Source organism: Pseudomonas sp. MF6394 (assembly GCF_002018845.1).
GTDB classification, from domain to species: domain Bacteria; phylum Pseudomonadota; class Gammaproteobacteria; order Pseudomonadales; family Pseudomonadaceae; genus Aquipseudomonas; species Aquipseudomonas lactis.
The window spans coordinates 81,789-100,087 of sequence record NZ_MVOJ01000027.1 but is presented as its reverse complement, the minus strand read 5'-3'; the positions used below and the strand labels follow the sequence as shown (position 1 = coordinate 100,087).

Annotated in this window: 14 protein-coding genes, 4 tRNA genes and 1 rRNA gene; all 19 read left to right on the top strand. The window is 55.3% G+C overall.

What is annotated here, in order from left to right; all coding sequences use genetic code 11:
• Nucleotides 1-2 precede the first annotated feature (2 nt).
• A 5S ribosomal RNA gene (rrf, locus tag MF6394_RS23985) occupies nt 3-118 on the top strand.
• Nucleotides 119-263: 145 nt separating this feature from the next.
• Nucleotides 264-1,223: a bifunctional biotin--[acetyl-CoA-carboxylase] ligase/biotin operon repressor BirA gene (birA, locus tag MF6394_RS23980; RefSeq protein WP_078467700.1), complete on the top strand. Its 960-nt coding sequence runs from the start codon at nt 264-266 to the stop codon at nt 1,221-1,223.
• Nucleotides 1,213-1,962: a pantothenate kinase gene (locus tag MF6394_RS23975; protein WP_078467699.1), complete on the top strand. Its 750-nt coding sequence runs from the start codon at nt 1,213-1,215 to the stop codon at nt 1,960-1,962. The genes birA and MF6394_RS23975 overlap by 11 nt, the downstream gene beginning before the upstream one ends.
• A 7-nt stretch (nt 1,963-1,969) precedes the next feature.
• Entirely contained in the window at nt 1,970-2,416 is a 447-nt protein-coding gene (locus MF6394_RS23970) for a hypothetical protein (protein WP_032895069.1), read from the top strand.
• A gap of 142 nt (nt 2,417-2,558) precedes the next feature.
• Nucleotides 2,559-2,643, top strand: a tRNA-Tyr gene (locus MF6394_RS23965).
• A gap of 23 nt (nt 2,644-2,666) precedes the next feature.
• A tRNA-Gly gene (locus tag MF6394_RS23960) sits at nt 2,667-2,740 on the top strand.
• A gap of 26 nt (nt 2,741-2,766) precedes the next feature.
• Nucleotides 2,767-2,842 (top strand) — tRNA-Thr (locus MF6394_RS23955).
• 143 nt (nt 2,843-2,985) lie between these two features.
• A tRNA-Trp gene (locus MF6394_RS23950) sits at nt 2,986-3,061 on the top strand.
• A 45-nt stretch (nt 3,062-3,106) separates the two neighbouring features.
• Nucleotides 3,107-3,475 carry a preprotein translocase subunit SecE gene (gene secE, locus MF6394_RS23945; protein WP_003194658.1) on the top strand — a complete coding sequence of 123 codons (369 nt, stop codon included), beginning with the start codon at nt 3,107-3,109 and terminating at the stop codon, nt 3,473-3,475.
• A gap of 9 nt (nt 3,476-3,484) precedes the next feature.
• On the top strand, nt 3,485-4,018 hold the full coding sequence (gene nusG / locus MF6394_RS23940) for a transcription termination/antitermination protein NusG (protein ID WP_003176436.1): 534 nt from the start codon (nt 3,485-3,487) through the stop codon (nt 4,016-4,018).
• Nucleotides 4,019-4,134: 116 nt separating this feature from the next.
• Nucleotides 4,135-4,566, top strand: coding sequence for a 50S ribosomal protein L11 (gene rplK, locus MF6394_RS23935; protein WP_003176435.1), 432 nt, complete (start codon nt 4,135-4,137; stop codon nt 4,564-4,566).
• The gene (rplA, locus tag MF6394_RS23930) at nt 4,566-5,261 is read left to right on the top strand and encodes a 50S ribosomal protein L1 (RefSeq protein ID WP_003176434.1); all 696 of its coding nucleotides are present in this window, start codon (nt 4,566-4,568) and stop codon (nt 5,259-5,261) included. Before rplK ends, rplA begins: the two co-directional genes overlap by 1 nt.
• A gap of 199 nt (nt 5,262-5,460) precedes the next feature.
• On the top strand, nt 5,461-5,961 hold the full coding sequence (gene rplJ / locus MF6394_RS23925) for a 50S ribosomal protein L10 (protein ID WP_003176433.1): 501 nt from the start codon (nt 5,461-5,463) through the stop codon (nt 5,959-5,961).
• Between the two features lie 78 nt (nt 5,962-6,039).
• On the top strand, nt 6,040-6,405 hold the full coding sequence (gene rplL / locus MF6394_RS23920) for a 50S ribosomal protein L7/L12 (RefSeq protein WP_003176432.1): 366 nt from the start codon (nt 6,040-6,042) through the stop codon (nt 6,403-6,405).
• Between the two features lie 219 nt (nt 6,406-6,624).
• The gene (gene rpoB, locus MF6394_RS23915) at nt 6,625-10,698 is read left to right on the top strand and encodes a DNA-directed RNA polymerase subunit beta (protein WP_010206926.1); all 4,074 of its coding nucleotides are present in this window, start codon (nt 6,625-6,627) and stop codon (nt 10,696-10,698) included.
• A 64-nt stretch (nt 10,699-10,762) separates the two neighbouring features.
• The gene (gene rpoC / locus MF6394_RS23910) at nt 10,763-14,962 is read left to right on the top strand and encodes a DNA-directed RNA polymerase subunit beta' (RefSeq protein ID WP_003194653.1); all 4,200 of its coding nucleotides are present in this window, start codon (nt 10,763-10,765) and stop codon (nt 14,960-14,962) included.
• Nucleotides 14,963-15,178: 216 nt separating this feature from the next.
• On the top strand, nt 15,179-15,550 hold the full coding sequence (gene rpsL, locus MF6394_RS23905; protein ID WP_002555494.1) for a 30S ribosomal protein S12: 372 nt from the start codon (nt 15,179-15,181) through the stop codon (nt 15,548-15,550).
• A 118-nt stretch (nt 15,551-15,668) separates the two neighbouring features.
• Nucleotides 15,669-16,139, top strand: a complete 471-nt coding sequence (rpsG, locus tag MF6394_RS23900) for a 30S ribosomal protein S7 (protein ID WP_002555493.1) — start codon at nt 15,669-15,671, stop codon at nt 16,137-16,139.
• A 30-nt stretch (nt 16,140-16,169) separates the two neighbouring features.
• Nucleotides 16,170-18,275: an elongation factor G gene (fusA, locus tag MF6394_RS23895; RefSeq protein ID WP_003194651.1), complete on the top strand. Its 2,106-nt coding sequence runs from the start codon at nt 16,170-16,172 to the stop codon at nt 18,273-18,275.
• Nucleotides 18,276-18,299: the final 24 nt, after the last annotated feature.

Genomic DNA, 18,299 nt, shown 5'->3' with positions numbered 1-18,299 from the left:
TTCTTGACGACCATAGAGCATTGGAACCACCTGATCCCATCCCGAACTCAGCAGTGAAACGATGCATCGCCGATGGTAGTGTGGGGTTTCCCCATGTGAGAGTAGGTCATCGTCAAGATTAAATTCCGAAACCCCAATTGCGAAAGCAGTTGGGGTTTTGTTTTGGGCGCTCGAAAATCTCGACCCAGACTGATATCCAGCCTTTCTATGCAATGACCCTGCGCATGGCTATCATGCGTGCCTCATTCTGAGGCGATATGTGCATGCTGACGTTGTTGAAACTTCTGAAAGATGGTCAGTTCCATTCTGGAGAAGCGCTTGGCGCTGCCTTGGGCGTTAGTCGCAGTGCTGTGTGGAAGCAGCTTCAGCATCTTGAGGCAGAATTGAATCTCCCCATTCATAAGGTGCGGGGCCGCGGATATAGATTGGCTGCGCCATTGGTGTTTTTGAATGCGCAGGAGATTTCTCTGGGCGCGGCTTCCTTGGCTTGGCCCGTTCACATTTTCGACTCCATTGATTCCACTAATGCTGAGGCTTTACGTCTTATCGGTGCGGGCAGTGCGGCTCCTTTTGTTGTGCTGGCGGAGCAGCAAACGGCGGGTAGGGGGCGACGAGGCCGAAAGTGGGTCAGCCCATTTGCGCAAAACGTTTACTACAGCCTTGTATTGCGTATTGAGGGCGGTCTGCGGCAACTGGAAGGGCTGAGTCTGGTGGTGGGGCTGGCAGTCCTGCAGGCTCTGCGTGAGTCGGGTGTGCGGGGCGCAGCTTTGAAGTGGCCAAACGACGTCCTGGTTGGGCAAAAGAAAATCTCAGGCATCTTGCTTGAGTTGGTGGGAGATCCCGCCGATATCTGTCACGTTGTGCTAGGGATAGGTATCAATGTGAATATGCAGAAGGCTGTAGAGGTTGATCAGCAATGGACTTCGATGCAGCTCGAGGCTGGCTCTCCTGTGGATCGTAATCACCTGGTGGCGCGTCTGGGTTTGCAACTACAAGCCTACCTAGATCGACACAAGGCTGCGGGTTTTGCAGGGTTGCAAGACGAATGGGAACGGCATCACGCCTGGCAGGGGAAGTCCGTGTCTCTTATCGCGGGCGTCAATCAGATTGATGGGGTTGTGCTGGGCGTGGATCGTCAGGGCGCCTTGCGTTTGGATGTCGGTGGCGTTGAGAAAATATACAGCGGTGGTGAGTTAAGCCTGAGGTTGCGTGATGATTCTTGAGCTCGACTGTGGAAATAGCTTTATCAAATGGCGTGTTCTTGAGTTGAGTGAGGCAACTGTTCGCGCGGAAGGCATCGCAGGTTCGGATATCGCGCTGATCGATAGTTTGGTGGCTTTGCCTGGTCTATTGCTCACGCGTTGTCGGTTGGTGAGTGTTCGCGCGCTTGAGGAGACCGATAAGCTGATAGCTGCCTTGGTAGCGGCATTTGGCGTTGCTGTTTCCTGCGCCACCTCTGCTCAAGAAATGGGCGGAGTGCGCAATGGCTACGACGACTTCCAGCGCCTGGGGATGGATCGATGGCTAGCCATGCTAGGTGCGTTCAAGTTGGCGTCAGGTGCATGCTTGGTACTCGACTTTGGTACAGCGGCGACAGCAGATTTTATTGGTCCGGACGGTGGCCACCTGGGTGGGTTTATTTGCCCGGGTATGCCGCTTATGCGTAATCAACTGCGAACCCATACCCGCAAGATACGCTATGACGACGCGGCCGCTGAGCGGGCGCTGGAGCGTCTCTCTCCTGGTCGAACAACCGTAGAGGCTGTCGAGCGTGGTTGTACGCTCATGCTTAGAGGGTTCGTGCTGACCCAGCTCGAGTTGGCGCGAGGCTATTGGGGGGAGGATTTCACGGTCTTCCTCACTGGAGGCGATGCCGAACTGGTCAGGGATGCTGCGCCTCAGGCTCGGCTGGTCCCGGACCTGGTGTTTGTTGGTTTGGCGATGGCGTGTCCTTTGTCTTGAGGTGATTATGCGCTGGCTGTTTTTGCTTTTACTGGTTCTCAATGTTTTCTATTACGTCTGGCATCAGCAAGAGGCGCCATTGCGGGCCAAGGATGTCACGCCCTTGAGTCTCCATCGGGGAGCGCAGCAAGACATTCGCCTCTTGAGTGAGTCGGCAGACACGGTGGCTCGGCGCGATCGAGCGAGGCCGGCCGAGGCGCAAAATACCTGCTTATACATCGGTGGGTTCTCTGATCGACGCCAAGCCTCCTCTCTCGAGCAGAGGCTCACGAGCCTGGATATCAAGGTCAAGGTCCAGTTGCTGAACGCACCGGACGCCTCAGGTTATTGGTTGCGCGTAGCCCCTGAGAGCCGTCGCCTGGCTGACGATCTGCCCTTTGAAAGCCTTGCTAATGAATTCAATGAGTTAAAACATAAAATAATGCTGTGTGAAGGCATTGCAACTCTCGAATAGTTTGCATAGAATGGCGCCCGCTTCGCAGTGAAGACCTTTAAGGGCTACAGTGCAAAGCTACCGTCAATGCAGCTAACCTCATAATTTAAATGAGAAAATGCTTGACAGAAGGTCGGCGTGATGTAAAATGCCGGCTCGCTTAGGAGGGGTTCCCGAGCGGCCAAAGGGATCAGACTGTAAATCTGACGTCTACGACTTCGAAGGTTCGAATCCTTCCCCCTCCACCATTTTAGCGTGAGCTGCAAGCTCCGCGGGTATAGTTTAGTGGTAGAACCTCAGCCTTCCAAGCTGATGATGCGGGTTCGATTCCCGCTACCCGCTCCAAGTTTGCAGGTTGTGCAAGGTGTTTCGCTCTTGTAGCTCAGTTGGTAGAGCACACCCTTGGTAAGGGTGAGGTCAGCGGTTCAAATCCGCTCAAGAGCTCCATATGACAAGGCAGATATGAAAATATCTGCCTTTGTTTTAACAGCTGCCTCGGCTTGAATGTTGTTCGATGTTTCAGGTCCTGTGGGGTTGGTTGTTGTAAAGTCTTTTTCAGGCCTGCATAATGGTCGGCCTGATTTTGTTTTAGGTCAGTAGCTCAATTGGCAGAGCGACGGTCTCCAAAACCGTAGGTTGGGGGTTCGATTCCCTCCTGACCTGCCAGATTCACTTGGTGTGTCTGGCTTTCTTTTCACAGGATCTTCATAGATGACTCCTAAGGCTGAAGCTCAAAGCTCTCGTTTCGATCTGGTAAAGTGGCTCGCTGTAGTCGCCTTGGTGGTCGTAGGCGTTGTTGGCAATCAGTACTATTCTGCTTCGCCGATCCTGTACCGTGTACTCGCTTTGCTTGCCCTTGCTGCTGTAGCTGCCTTTGTAGGCCTGCAGACTGCCAAAGGCAAGTCCTTCGCGGTACTGGTTAAGGAAGCTCGCACCGAAATCCGTAAAGTCGTTTGGCCGACTCGCCAAGAAACCACGCAGACCACATTGATTGTCGTGGCTGTTGTTCTGGTTATGGCGTTGCTGTTGTGGGGGCTTGATTCCCTGCTCGGCTGGCTTGTTTCCTTGATTGTTGGCTAAGGGTGTCCCGTGGCTAAGCGTTGGTACGTTGTGCATGCTTACTCGGGTTACGAGAAGCATGTTATGCGCTCTTTGCTGGAGCGCGTAAAGCTGGCAGGCATGGAAGATGGCTTCGGCGAAATTCTGGTTCCCACTGAAGAAGTGGTTGAAATGCGGAATGGGCAGAAGCGCAAGAGCGAACGCAAGTTCTTCCCTGGCTACGTGCTGGTACAGATGGACATGAACGAAGGTACTTGGCACTTGGTCAAGGATACCCCTCGCGTCATGGGCTTCATTGGCGGTACTGCCGATAAGCCTGCTCCGATCACCGATAAAGAGGCGGAAGCAATTCTGCGTCGTGTTGCTGACGGTAGCGACAAGCCCAAGCCGAAGACGCTGTTCGAGCCGGGTGAGGTTGTTCGCGTTACAGACGGTCCGTTTGCTGATTTCAACGGTACGGTCGAAGAAGTTAACTACGAAAAGAGCCGGATCCAAGTGGCAGTGCTCATTTTCGGTCGCTCTACTCCGGTAGAGTTGGAGTTCAGCCAGGTCGAGAAGGTCTAGCTGGGCAAGCATCCCAACCCCGCAGCTTCGGCTGTGGGGTTTTGTCGTCACTGGGATAAACGCGCAAGTAACCGGGGAGCCTTTCGAGGCGTTTGAACCCGTAATTGGAGTGCCTCATGGCCAAGAAGATTACCGCTTACATCAAGCTGCAAGTGAAGGCCGCTCAGGCCAACCCTAGCCCACCCGTCGGTCCAGCTCTGGGTCAGCACGGCGTGAACATCATGGAATTCTGCAAGGCCTTCAACGCCCGTACTCAGGGTCTTGAGCCAGGTCTGCCGACTCCAGTGATCATCACTGTATACAGCGACCGTAGCTTCACCTTCGAAACCAAGTCGACCCCGGCTTCGGTTTTGCTGAAGAAAGCTGCCGGTCTGACTAGCGGTTCCGCTCGTCCTAACACCGTTAAGGTTGGCACTGTAACCCGTGCTCAGCTGGAAGAAATCGCGAAAACCAAAAACGCGGATCTGACTGCAGCTGATATGGATGCAGCCGTGCGTACCATCGCCGGTTCTGCTCGTAGCATGGGCCTTAACGTGGAGGGTGTGTAATGGCTAAGCTGACCAAGCGCCAAAAGGCTATCGCCGGCAAAATCGAAGCAGGCAAGTCCTACAACTTCGTAGACGCTGCTGCCCTGCTGACCGAGCTGTCGACTGTCAAGTTCAGCGAGTCTGTTGACGTTGCTGTAAACCTGGGCGTTGACCCACGTAAATCTGACCAGGTCGTTCGTAGCGCTACTGTGCTGCCACACGGTACTGGCAAGACTGTACGTGTTGCTGTCTTCACCCAAGGCCCAGCTGCTGAAGCTGCTCTGGCCGCTGGTGCTGATCGCGTTGGCATGGACGACCTGGCTGCCGAAATGAAAGGCGGCGACCTGAACTATGACGTCGTAATTGCTTCCCCGGATGCAATGCGCGTTGTAGGTCAGTTGGGTCAGATCCTCGGTCCACGTGGCCTGATGCCTAACCCTAAAGTCGGCACCGTAACGCCAGACGTAGCTACCGCGGTTAAAAACGCCAAGGCTGGTCAGGTTCGTTATCGCACCGACAAAAACGGCATCATTCACACCTCCGTTGGCAAAGTCGGCTTCGATGCCGTCAAGCTGAAGGAAAACGTTGAAGCCCTGATCGCTGATCTGAAGCGTATCAAGCCTGCTTCCTCGAAAGGTATCTACGTTAAGCGCGTTACCCTGAGCACCACTATGGGCCCAGGTCTGGTCATCGACCAAGGCTCGCTGGACGTATAAGACATAAATTGGCGCAAGTAATTGCGCCAATTGAAAGATTGGGGTCCCTGCCTGGCGGGGGCTATCCAAGACCGTAGGCGACGCAAGTCTTAAACCAACAAGCCTACGCAGATGGTGCTCCCGGTTCCTTACCGAATCAGACACCAAAACGACATCAGGCCTAGGCCAGATGAAACGGTAACAAGCAGGAGTTAAACCCGTGGCAATTAATCTCGAAGACAAGAAGGCCATCGTCGCTGAAGTCAACGAGGCTGCCAAAGCTGCTCTGTCCGCTGTCGTGGCTGATGCCCGTGGTGTGACAGTAGGCGCTATGACCGGACTCCGTAAAGAGGCTCGTGAAGCTGGCGTATACGTACGTGTTGTACGTAACACCCTGCTCAAGCGCGCTGTTGCTGACACTGAATACAGTGTTCTCAACGACGTGTTCACCGGCCCGACTCTGATCGCGTTCTCTAAAGATCATCCAGGCGCTGCTGCCCGTTTGTTCAAAGAATTCGCCAAGAGTCAGGATAAGTTCGAGATCAAGGCAGCTGCGTTCGAGGGCAAGTTCCTCGCAGCTAACCAAATCGACGTACTGGCAACACTGCCGACCCGTAACGAAGCTATTTCGCAGCTGATGAGCGTGATTCAAGGCGCTACCAGCAAGCTGGCTCGTACTCTGGCTGCAGTTCGCGAGCAAAAAGAAGCTGCCGCAGCCTAAGGCTGAGCAAATTCTCTCGCGTATTTTTGTTTATTTCGATGGCCGCGTAGGCCGTCCCCCAATTCAGGAAATACAGCAATGTCTATCTCCCAAGACGATATCCTCAACGCCGTAGCTGAAATGTCGGTTCTGCAGGTTGTTGAGCTGATCAAAGCTTTCGAAGAAAAATTCGGCGTTTCCGCTGCCGCTGCTTCCGCTGGCCCAGCTGTTGCTGCTGTCGCTGCTGAAGAGCAAACCGAATTCAACGTCATGCTGCTGGAAGCTGGCGAGAAGAAAGTAAACGTGATCAAGGCAGTACGTGAACTGACCGGTCTGGGCCTGAAAGAAGCCAAGGCTGTAGTTGACGGCGCTCCTGCCCAGGTTCTGGAAGCTGTGTCGAAAGACGCCGCTGACAAAGCCAAAGCTACTCTGGAAGAAGCAGGCGCTAAAGTCGAGCTGAAGTAAGCATCGACCTTGCGTCTCCAGCCCAAGCGTTAAGCTGAAGGCTGATGGCTGGTGGCTCTTGCCACCGGCCTTTTTCCGTTCTTGGCTGTCGACTCGGTCGCCGCCATTAACGCGCTGTAGCCACCCGAAGCGGTGGTGCAAACCATGGGGTTTGCAAGATTTTCTGGCTGCTCCCGTCGGAGGGGCCAAACAAGCAGGTGACCAAGCTGGGGAACGCTGATGGCTTACTCATATACTGAGAAAAAACGTATCCGCAAGGACTTTAGCAAGTTGCCGGACGTCATGGATGTCCCGTACCTTCTGGCTATCCAGCTGGATTCGTATCGTGAATTCTTGCAGGCGGGAGCGACCAAAGATCAGTTCCGCGACGTGGGCCTGCATGCGGCCTTCAAATCCGTTTTCCCGATCATCAGCTACTCCGGCAATGCTGCGCTGGAGTACGTCGGTTATCGCCTGGGCGAACCGGCATTTGATGTCAAAGAATGCGTATTGCGTGGCGTTACGTACGCCGTACCTTTGCGGGTAAAAGTCCGTCTGATCATTTTCGACAAAGAATCGTCGAACAAAGCGATCAAGGACATCAAAGAGCAAGAAGTCTACATGGGCGAAATCCCACTGATGACTGAAAACGGTACCTTCGTAATCAACGGTACCGAGCGTGTAATCGTTTCCCAGCTGCACCGTTCCCCGGGCGTGTTCTTCGACCACGACCGCGGCAAGACGCACAGCTCCGGCAAACTCCTGTACTCCGCGCGGATCATTCCGTACCGCGGTTCGTGGTTGGACTTCGAGTTCGACCCGAAAGACTGCGTGTTCGTGCGTATCGACCGTCGTCGCAAGCTGCCGGCCTCGGTATTGCTGCGCGCGCTCGGTTACACCACTGAGCAAGTGCTGGATGCTTTCTATACCACCAACGTATTCAGCCTGAAGGATGAAACCCTCAAGCTGGAACTGATCGCTTCGCGTCTGCGTGGTGAAATTGCTGTCCTGGACATCCAGGACGAAAAAGGCAAGGTCATCGTTGAGGCTGGCCGTCGTATCACTGCGCGCCACATCAACCAGATCGAAAAAGCCGGTATCAAAGAGCTGGAAGTGCCACTGGACTACGTCCTGGGTCGCACTACCGCCAAGGTCATCGTTCACCCGGCTACAGGCGAAATCCTGGCTGAGTGCAACACCGAGCTGAACACCGAGATCCTGGCCAAGATCGCCAAGGCCCAGGTTGTTCGCATCGAGACCCTGTACACCAACGATATCGACTGCGGTCCGTTCATCTCCGACACACTGAAGATCGACTCCACCAGCAACCAATTGGAAGCGCTGGTCGAGATCTATCGCATGATGCGTCCTGGTGAGCCACCAACCAAAGACGCTGCCGAAACCCTGTTCAACAACCTGTTCTTCAGCCCTGAGCGCTATGACCTGTCTGCGGTCGGCCGGATGAAGTTCAACCGTCGTATCGGTCGTACCGAGATCGAAGGTTCGGGCGTGCTGTGCAAGGAAGACATCGTCGCAGTATTGAAGACCCTGGTCGACATCCGTAACGGCAAAGGCATAGTCGATGACATCGACCACCTGGGTAACCGTCGTGTTCGCTGCGTAGGCGAAATGGCCGAGAACCAGTTCCGCGTTGGCCTGGTACGTGTTGAGCGTGCGGTCAAAGAGCGTCTGTCGATGGCTGAAAGCGAAGGCCTGATGCCGCAAGACCTGATCAACGCCAAGCCAGTGGCTGCTGCGGTGAAAGAGTTCTTCGGTTCCAGCCAGCTTTCGCAGTTCATGGACCAGAACAACCCGCTCTCCGAGATCACCCACAAGCGCCGTGTTTCTGCACTGGGCCCGGGCGGTCTGACCCGTGAGCGTGCTGGCTTTGAAGTCCGTGACGTACACCCGACGCACTACGGTCGTGTTTGCCCGATCGAAACGCCGGAAGGTCCGAACATCGGTCTGATCAACTCCCTGGCTGCCTATGCGCGCACCAACCAGTACGGCTTCCTCGAAAGCCCGTACCGTGTGGTGAAAGACGCCCTGGTTACCGACGAGATCGTATTCCTGTCCGCCATCGAAGAAGCTGATCACGTGATCGCTCAGGCTTCGGCCACGATGAACGACAAGAAAGTCCTGGTCGACGAGCTGGTAGCTGTTCGTCACTTGAACGAGTTCACCGTCAAGGCGCCGGAAGACGTTACCTTGATGGACGTATCGCCCAAGCAGGTAGTTTCTGTTGCAGCGTCGCTGATCCCGTTCCTGGAACACGATGACGCCAACCGTGCGTTGATGGGTTCCAACATGCAGCGTCAAGCTGTACCGACCCTGCGTGCTGACAAGCCGCTGGTAGGTACCGGCATGGAGCGCAACGTGGCGCGTGACTCCGGCGTTTGCGTCGTGGCTCGTCGTGGCGGTGTGATCGACTCCGTTGATGCCAGCCGTATCGTGGTTCGTGTTGCCGATGACGAAGTAGAAACTGGCGAAGCCGGTGTCGACATCTACAACCTGACCAAATACACCCGCTCGAACCAGAACACCTGCATCAACCAGCGTCCGCTGGTGAGCAAGGGTGATCGCGTTCAGCGTAGCGACATCATGGCCGACGGCCCGTCCACCGACATGGGTGAACTGGCTCTGGGTCAGAACATGCGCATCGCGTTCATGGCATGGAACGGCTTCAACTTCGAAGACTCCATCTGCCTGTCCGAGCGTGTGGTTCAAGAAGACCGCTTCACCACGATCCACATTCAGGAACTGACCTGTGTGGCGCGTGATACCAAGCTTGGGCCTGAGGAAATCACTGCAGACATCCCGAACGTGGGTGAAGCTGCACTGAACAAGCTGGACGAAGCCGGTATCGTTTATGTAGGTGCTGAAGTTGGCGCTGGCGACATCCTGGTCGGTAAGGTCACTCCGAAAGGCGAGACCCAGCTGACGCCGGAAGAGAAGCTGCTGCGTGCCATCTTCGGTGAAAAAGCCAGCGACGTTAAAGACACCTCCCTGCGTGTACCTACCGGTACCAAAGGTACTGTCATCGACGTACAGGTCTTCACCCGTGACGGCGTTGAGCGTGATGCTCGTGCACTGTCCATCGAGAAGACCCAGCTCGACGAGATCCGCAAGGATCTGAACGAAGAGTTCCGTATCGTTGAAGGTGCGACCTTCGAACGTCTGCGTTCCGCTCTGGTAGGCCACAAGGCCGAAGGTGGCGCAGGCCTGAAGAAAGGTCAGGACATCACCGACGAAATCCTCGACGGTCTTGAGCACGGCCAGTGGTTCAAACTGCGCATGGCTGAAGACGCTCTGAACGAGCAGCTCGAGAAGGCCCAGGCCTATATCGTTGATCGCCGCCGTCTGCTGGACGACAAGTTCGAAGACAAGAAGCGCAAACTGCAGCAGGGCGATGACCTGGCTCCAGGCGTGCTGAAAATCGTCAAGGTTTACCTGGCAATCCGTCGCCGCATCCAACCGGGCGACAAGATGGCCGGTCGTCACGGTAACAAGGGTGTGGTCTCTGTGATCATGCCGGTTGAAGACATGCCGCACGATGCCAATGGCACCCCGGTCGACGTGGTCCTCAACCCGTTGGGCGTACCTTCGCGTATGAACGTTGGTCAGATCCTTGAAACCCACCTGGGCCTCGCGGCCAAAGGTCTGGGCGAGAAGATCAACCGTATGATCGAAGAGCAGCGCAAGGTCGCAGACCTTCGTAAGTTCCTGCACGAGATCTACAACGAGATCGGCGGTCGCAACGAAGAGCTGGACACCTTCTCCGACCAGGAAATCCTGGATCTGGCGAAGAACCTGCGCGGCGGCGTTCCAATGGCTACCCCGGTGTTCGACGGTGCCAAGGAAAGCGAAATCAAGGCCATGCTGAAACTGGCAGACCTGCCAGAAAGCGGCCAGATGCAGCTGTTCGACGGCCGTACCGGCAACAAGTTCGAGCGCCCGGTTACTGTTGGCTACATGTACATGCTGAAGCTGAACCACTTGGTAGACGACAAGATGCACGCTCGTTCTACCGGTTCGTACAGCCTGGTTACCCAGCAGCCGCTGGGTGGTAAGGCTCAGTTCGGTGGTCAGCGTTTCGGGGAGATGGAGGTCTGGGCACTGGAAGCATACGGTGCTGCATACACTCTGCAAGAAATGCTCACAGTGAAGTCGGACGATGTGAACGGTCGTACCAAGATGTACAAAAACATCGTGGACGGCGATCACCGTATGGAGCCGGGCATGCCCGAGTCCTTCAACGTGTTGATCAAAGAAATTCGTTCCCTCGGCATCGATATCGATCTGGAAACCGAATAACACGTGACGCGAATCGAGAGCGGGGCTGTTTAGCCCGCTCTCTGCTCCGCCAGGAGGAAAGGCCTTGAAAGACCTACTGAATTTGCTGAAAAACCAGGGTCAAGTCGAAGAGTTCGACGCCATCCGTATTGGATTGGCATCGCCTGAGATGATCCGTTCGTGGTCGTTCGGTGAAGTTAAAAAGCCGGAAACCATCAACTACCGTACGTTCAAACCAGAACGTGACGGCCTGTTCTGCGCCAAGATCTTTGGCCCGGTAAAGGATTACGAGTGCCTGTGCGGTAAGTACAAGCGCTTGAAGCACCGTGGTGTGATCTGCGAGAAGTGTGGCGTTGAAGTCGCGCTGGCCAAGGTTCGTCGTGAGCGCATGGCGCACATCGAACTGGCTTCGCCGGTTGCCCACATCTGGTTCCTGAAATCGCTGCCGTCCCGTATCGGCTTGCTGATGGACATGACCCTGCGTGATATCGAACGTGTTCTCTACTTCGAGAGCTATGTCGTTATCGACCCAGGCATGACCACCCTTGAAAAAGGTCAGCTGCTGAACGACGAGCAGTACTTCGAAGCGCTGGAAGAGTTCGGCGACGATTTCGATGCCCGCATGGGTGCCGAAGCTGTCCGCGAACTGCTGCACGCTATCGACCTGGAGCACGAGATTGGTCGTCTGCGCGAAGAGATTCCGCAAACCAACTCCGAAACCAAGATCAAGAAGCTGTCCAAGCGTCTGAAGTTGATGGAAGCCTTCCAGGGTTCCGGCAACTTGCCAGAGTGGATGGTGCTGACCGTTCTGCCGGTTCTGCCGCCAGACCTGCGTCCGCTGGTACCGTTGGACGGTGGTCGTTTCGCGACGTCCGACCTCAACGACCTGTACCGCCGCGTGATCAACCGTAACAACCGCTTGAAGCGCCTGCTTGATCTGTCCGCTCCGGACATCATCGTGCGCAACGAAAAGCGTATGTTGCAAGAAGCGGTCGATGCCCTGCTCGACAACGGTCGTCGTGGCCGCGCTATCACAGGTTCCAACAAGCGTCCTCTGAAATCCCTGGCTGACATGATCAAGGGTAAGCAAGGTCGTTTCCGTCAGAACTTGCTCGGTAAGCGTGTTGACTACTCCGGTCGTTCGGTAATTACCGTAGGCCCGACCCTGCGTCTGCACCAGTGCGGTCTGCCTAAGAAGATGGCACTCGAGCTGTTCAAGCCGTTCATCTTCGGCAAGCTAGAAATGCGCGGTCTCGCGACCACCATCAAAGCGGCCAAGAAAATGGTCGAGCGCGAACTGCCAGAGGTTTGGGACGTTCTTGCTGAAGTGATCCGCGAACACCCGGTTCTCCTCAACCGTGCACCGACCCTTCACCGTCTGGGTATCCAGGCGTTTGAACCTGTACTGATCGAAGGTAAGGCTATCCAGCTGCACCCTCTGGTCTGTGCTGCGTACAACGCCGACTTCGACGGCGACCAAATGGCCGTGCACGTACCGCTGACACTGGAAGCTCAGTTGGAAGCGCGTGCGTTGATGATGTCGACCAACAACATCCTGTCGCCAGCCAACGGTGAGCCAATCATCGTTCCGTCGCAGGACGTTGTATTGGGTCTGTACTACATGACCCGTGAAGCGATCAACGCCAAGGGCGAAGGTCGTGTGTTCGCTGACCTGCAAGAAGTTGACCGTGTGTTCCGTGCCGGCGAAGCCGCACTGCACGCCAAGGTCAAAGTGCGGATCCACGAAACCGTCAACGACCGTGACGGCGGCAGCGTGAGCAACACCCGTATCGTCGACACCACTGTCGGCCGTGCGCTGTTGTACCAGGTTGTGCCAAAAGGTCTGTCGTACGACGTCGTCAACCTGCCGATGAAGAAAAAGGCGATCTCCAAGCTGATCAACCAGTGCTACCGCGTGGTTGGTTTGAAAGAGACCGTTATCTTCGCTGACCAGTTGATGTACACAGGTTTCGCTTACTCGACTATCTCCGGCGTTTCCATCGGCGTTAACGACTTCGTTATCCCGGATGAAAAAGCTCGCATCATCAGTGCTGCCACTGACGAAGTGAAAGAGATCGAGAGCCAGTACGCCTCCGGCCTGGTAACCCAGGGCGAGAAGTACAACAAGGTGATCGACCTTTGGTCCAAGGCGAACGACGAAGTTTCCAAGGCGATGATGGCCAACCTCTCGAAAGAGAAAGTCATCGACCGTCACGGCGACGAAGTTGACCAGGAATCCTTCAACTCGATGTACATGATGGCCGACTCGGGCGCGCGGGGTTCTGCTGCGCAGATCCGTCAGCTCGCCGGTATGCGTGGCCTGATGGCCAAGCCGGACGGTTCCATCATCGAAACGCCGATCACTGCGAACTTCCGTGAAGGTTTGAGCGTACTTCAGTACTTCATCTCCACTCACGGTGCTCGTAAGGGTCTTGCGGATACCGCGTTGAAAACCGCTAACTCCGGTTACCTGACTCGTCGTCTGGTAGACGTTGCACAAGATCTGGTTGTAACCGAGATCGATTGCGGCACCGAGCACGGCCTGCTGATGACTCCGCATATTGAAGGCGGTGACGTTGTAGAGCCACTGGGTGAACGTGTATTGGGTCGTGTTATTGCCCGTGACGTGTTCAAGCCGGGTACCGAGGAAGTTATCGTTCCTGCTGGCACCCTGGTTGACGAGAAGTGGGTCGAGTTCATCGAACTCAACAGCATCGACGAAGTGATCGTTCGCTCGCCGATCAGCTGCGAAACCCGCTACGGCATCTGCGCCAAGTGCTACGGCCGTGACTTGGCTCGTGGTCACCAGGTGAACATCGGTGAAGCGGTCGGCGTTATCGCTGCCCAGTCCATCGGTGAGCCGGGTACCCAGCTGACCATGCGTACGTTCCACATCGGTGGTGCGGCAAGCCGGACCTCCGCAGCCGACAGCGTTCAGGTGAAGAATGGCGGTACCGTCCGCCTGCACAACCTCAAGCACGTTGAGCGAGTGGATGGCCACCTGGTTGCTGTGTCCCGTTCCGGTGAGCTGGCCATCGCTGATGACTACGGTCGTGAGCGTGAGCGTTACAAGCTGCCGTACGGTGCTGTGATTTCGGTTAAAGAAGGTGACAAGGTCGACGCTGGCGCAATCGTGGCCAAGTGGGATCCGCACACTCACCCAATCGTTACCGAAATGAAAGGTACCGTGACCTACGTGGGCATGGAAGAAGGCATCACGATCAAGCGTCAGACTGACGAATTGACCGGTATGACCAACATTGAAGTACTCGACGCCAAAGATCGTCCAGCTGCCGGTAAGGACATCCGTCCTGCCGTGAAGATGGTCGATGACAACGGCAAGGATCTGTTGCTGCCAGGTACTGACGTAATCGCTCAGTACTTCCTGCCAGCCAACGCCCTGGTCGGTGTAGCGGATGGTGCGAAGATCGCGATCGGTGATGTTATCGCGCGTATCCCGCAAGAAACTTCGAAGACCCGTGACATCACCGGTGGTCTGCCGCGTGTTGCCGACTTGTTCGAAGCTCGTCGTCCGAAAGAAGCGTCGATTCTGGCTGAAGTCAGCGGCACCATCGCGTTCGGTAAAGAGACCAAGGGCAAGCGCCGTCTGGTCATTACCCCGAACGACGGTAGCGATCCGTATGAAGAGCTGATTCCGAAGTGGCGTCACCTGAACGTGTTCGAAGGCGAACAGGTAAACCGCGGCGAAGTTATCTCCGACGGTCCGAGCGATCCACACGACATCCTGCGTCTGCTGGGTGTGAGTGCGCTGGCCAAGTACATCGTTAACGAGATCCAGGACGTTTACCGTCTGCAAGGCGTGAAGATCAACGACAAGCACATCGAGACCATCCTGCGTCAGATGCTGCGTAAAGTTGAAATCGCTGAATCCGGCGATTCTAGTTTCATCAAGGGCGACCAGATGGAACTGACTCACGTACTGGTAGAAAACGAGCGCCTGGCGAACGAAGAGAAATTTGTCTCCAAGTTCACTCGCGTGTTGCTGGGTATCACCAAGGCGTCGTTGTCCACTGAGTCGTTCATCTCGGCGGCCTCCTTCCAGGAGACCACTCGCGTACTGACCGAAGCAGCGGTAACCGGCAAGCGCGATTACCTGCGCGGCCTGAAAGAAAACGTAGTCGTGGGTCGTCTGATCCCGGCGGGTACCGGTTTGGCTTATCACAGCGAGCGTAAGCGTCGCCGTGATGCTGACAAGCCGCTGCGCGTAAGCGCCAGTGAAGTGGAAGCTGCACTGACCGAAGCGCTGAACTCAAGCGGTAACTGAGTTCTGCGATAGATGAGTCTGGGCCCTGACACTCCCATTCGTCGGATCGAGGCATTTTTGCCCCGGTTCGACGCGAGGGGAGGTCGGGGCCTTGCCTTGACTGGGGACAAGATCCTCTTTAGACTCTTGTACCCCTAAATTTGGCGGGAATTCGTTCCTGCCATTTTGCTTTTCTTGCAAGACAATAGCGTCGCAAGACAACAGTGGAGCTAGTAGATGGCAACTATCAACCAGCTGGTACGTCAGCCGCGTAAGCGTATCGTCGAGAAATCCGACGTACCTGCGCTGCAGAACTGCCCGCAACGTCGTGGCGTATGCACCCGTGTGTATACCACCACGCCGAAAAAACCTAACTCGGCACTGCGTAAAGTATGCCGTGTGCGTCTGACCAACGGTTTCGAGGTTTCCTCGTACATCGGCGGTGAAGGCCACAACCTGCAAGAGCACAGCGTGGTACTGATCCGCGGCGGTCGTGTAAAAGACTTGCCAGGTGTTCGTTATCACACCGTACGCGGTTCTTTGGATACTTCCGGCGTTAAAGGTCGTAACCAGGGTCGTTCGAAGTACGGTACCAAGAAGCCTAAGTAGTAGCGGCTTTTTGTAAACCTGAATCATCTTATTTTCTGAGTCGATAAGAGTAAGGTCGGAGGCGTCCCGAAAGGGCACCGATTCCGAGCGAACCTGAAGACCGTTTGAGGGCTTATCCATGCCAAGAAGACGCGTAGCAGCCAAGCGCGAAGTGCTTGACGATCCAAAATACGGAAGCCAAATTCTGGCCAAGTTCATGAACCACGTGATGGAAAGCGGCAAGAAAGCCGTTGCCGAGCGTATCGTTTATGGCGCGCTGGAAAAGGTTAAAGAACGCAAGAACAGCGACCCCCTGGAAATCTTCGAGAAAGCTCTCGACGCCATCGCTCCGCTGGTCGAAGTGAAGTCGCGCCGTGTAGGCGGTGCTACTTACCAGGTTCCGGTTGAAGTTCGCCCGTCCCGTCGTAACGCTCTGGCAATGCGCTGGTTGGTAGACTTCGCCCGTAAGCGCGGCGAGAAGTCTATGGCTCTGCGTTTGGCCGGCGAACTGTTGGACGCTGCTGAAGGTAAAGGTGCTGCTGTTAAGAAGCGTGAAGACGTGCACCGTATGGCTGAAGCCAACAAAGCTTTCTCGCACTACCGCTTCTAATTTTAGCTTCACTAATTTTGCGAGGGCTTTATGGCTCGTACTACTCCGATTAGCCGCTACCGTAACATCGGTATCGTCGCTCACGTGGATGCTGGTAAAACCACCACCACCGAGCGCGTACTGTTTTACACCGGCAAAAGTCACAAAATGGGCGAGGTGCATGACGGCGCCGCGACCACAGACTGGATGGTTCAGGAGCAGGAGCGTGGTATTACCATTACTTCTGCTGCTATTACCGCCTTCTGGAAAGGTTCCGAGAAGCAGTACAAAGACGAGCATCGCTTCAACGTAATCGATACCCCGGGCCACGTAGACTTCACCATTGAAGTTGAGCGTTCCCTGCGCGTACTCGACGGCGCTGTCGTTGTGTTCTGCGGCACCTCGGGTGTTGAGCCTCAGTCGGAAACCGTATGGCGTCAAGCCAACAAGTACGGTGTTCCACGTCTTGTTTATGTAAACAAGATGGACCGTGCTGGTGCCAACTTCCTGCGCGTGATCGGTCAGATCAAGCAGCGTCTGGGTCACACTCCGGTGCCTATCCAGTTGGCTATCGGTTCCGAAGACAACTTCCAGGGTCAGATCGATCTGATCAACATGGAAGCTGTTTACTGGAATGATTCCGACAAAGGTATGGTTCCTGTTCGTAAGCCTATCCCTGAAGAGCTTCAGGAACTGGCTGACGAGTGGCGCAACAACATGGTTGAGGCTGCTGCCGAAGCCAGCGAAGAGCTGATGAACAAATACCTCGAAGGTGAAGAGCTCACCAACGTGGAAATCAAGGCCGCTCTGCGTCAGCGTACTATCGCTGGTGAGATCGTCTTGGCTGTTTGCGGTTCCTCGTTCAAGAACAAGGGTGTTCCCCTGGTTCTCGATGCCGTTATCGACTACCTGCCTGCTCCAACCGACATTCCTGCTATCAAGGGTTCCAACCCTGATAACGAGGAAGAAGAAATGGAGCGTCACGCCGATGACAACGAGCCGTTCTCGGCTCTGGCGTTCAAGATCGCTACCGACCCATTCGTGGGTACTTTGACCTTCGTCCGCGTTTACTCGGGCGTGTTGGCCTCCGGCGACGGCGTGATCAACTCGGTTAAAGGCAAGAAAGAGCGCGTGGGTCGTATGGTGCAAATGCACGCAAACGCCCGTGAAGAGATCAAGGAAGTACGCGCTGGTGACATCGCGGCCCTGATCGGCATGAAGGACGTCACCACTGGTGAGACTTTGTGCGACGCTGCCAAGCCAATCATCCTGGTTCGCATGGACTTCCCGGAGCCGGTTATTTCGGTTGCCGTAGAGCCTAAGACCAAGGATGACCAGGAAAAAATGGGTATCGCTCTGGGCAAACTTGCTCAGGAAGATCCATCTTTCCGCGTCAAGACTGATGAAGAGACTGGTCAAACGATCATCTCCGGCATGGGCGAGCTGCACCTGGACATCCTGGTTGACCGGATGCGCCGTGAGTTCAACGTCGAAGCCAACATCGGTAAGCCTCAGGTTTCCTATCGTGAGCGCATCACGAAGAACTGTGAAATCGAAGGCAAGTTCGTTCGTCAGTCCGGCGGTCGTGGTCAGTTCGGTCACTGCTGGATCCGTTTTGCTCCTGCTGACGAAGGTCAGGAAGGTCTGCAATTCGTGAACGAAGTAGTAGGTGGTGTTGTTCCTAAGGAATACATCCCTGCTATCCAGAAGGGTATCGAAGAGCAGATGAAGAACGGTGTTGTTGCCGGCTATCCGCTGATCGGCCTGAAAGCAACCGTTTTTGACGGTTCTTACCACGACGTCGACTCCAACGAGATGGCGTTTAAGGTGGCTGCTTCCATGGCAACCAAGCAACTGGCCCAGAAGGGCGGTGGTGAGTTGCTTGAGCCAATCATGGCGGTAGAAGTTGTTACACCTGAAGACTATATGGGTGATGTCATGGGCGACCTTAACCGTCGTCGCGGCATGATCTTGGGTATGGAAGACACGGTTTCCGGCAAAGTGATTCGCGCCGAGGTTCCGTTGGGCGAGATGTTCGGTTATGCGACCGACGTTCGTTCCATGTCCCAGGGTCGCGCAAGCTACTCTATGGAATTCAAAAAATACAACACAGCTCCGGCGCACATCGCTGAAACTGTATCCAAAAAACAAGGCTGATTCAGTCCTTTAGGCAAGGAGTTA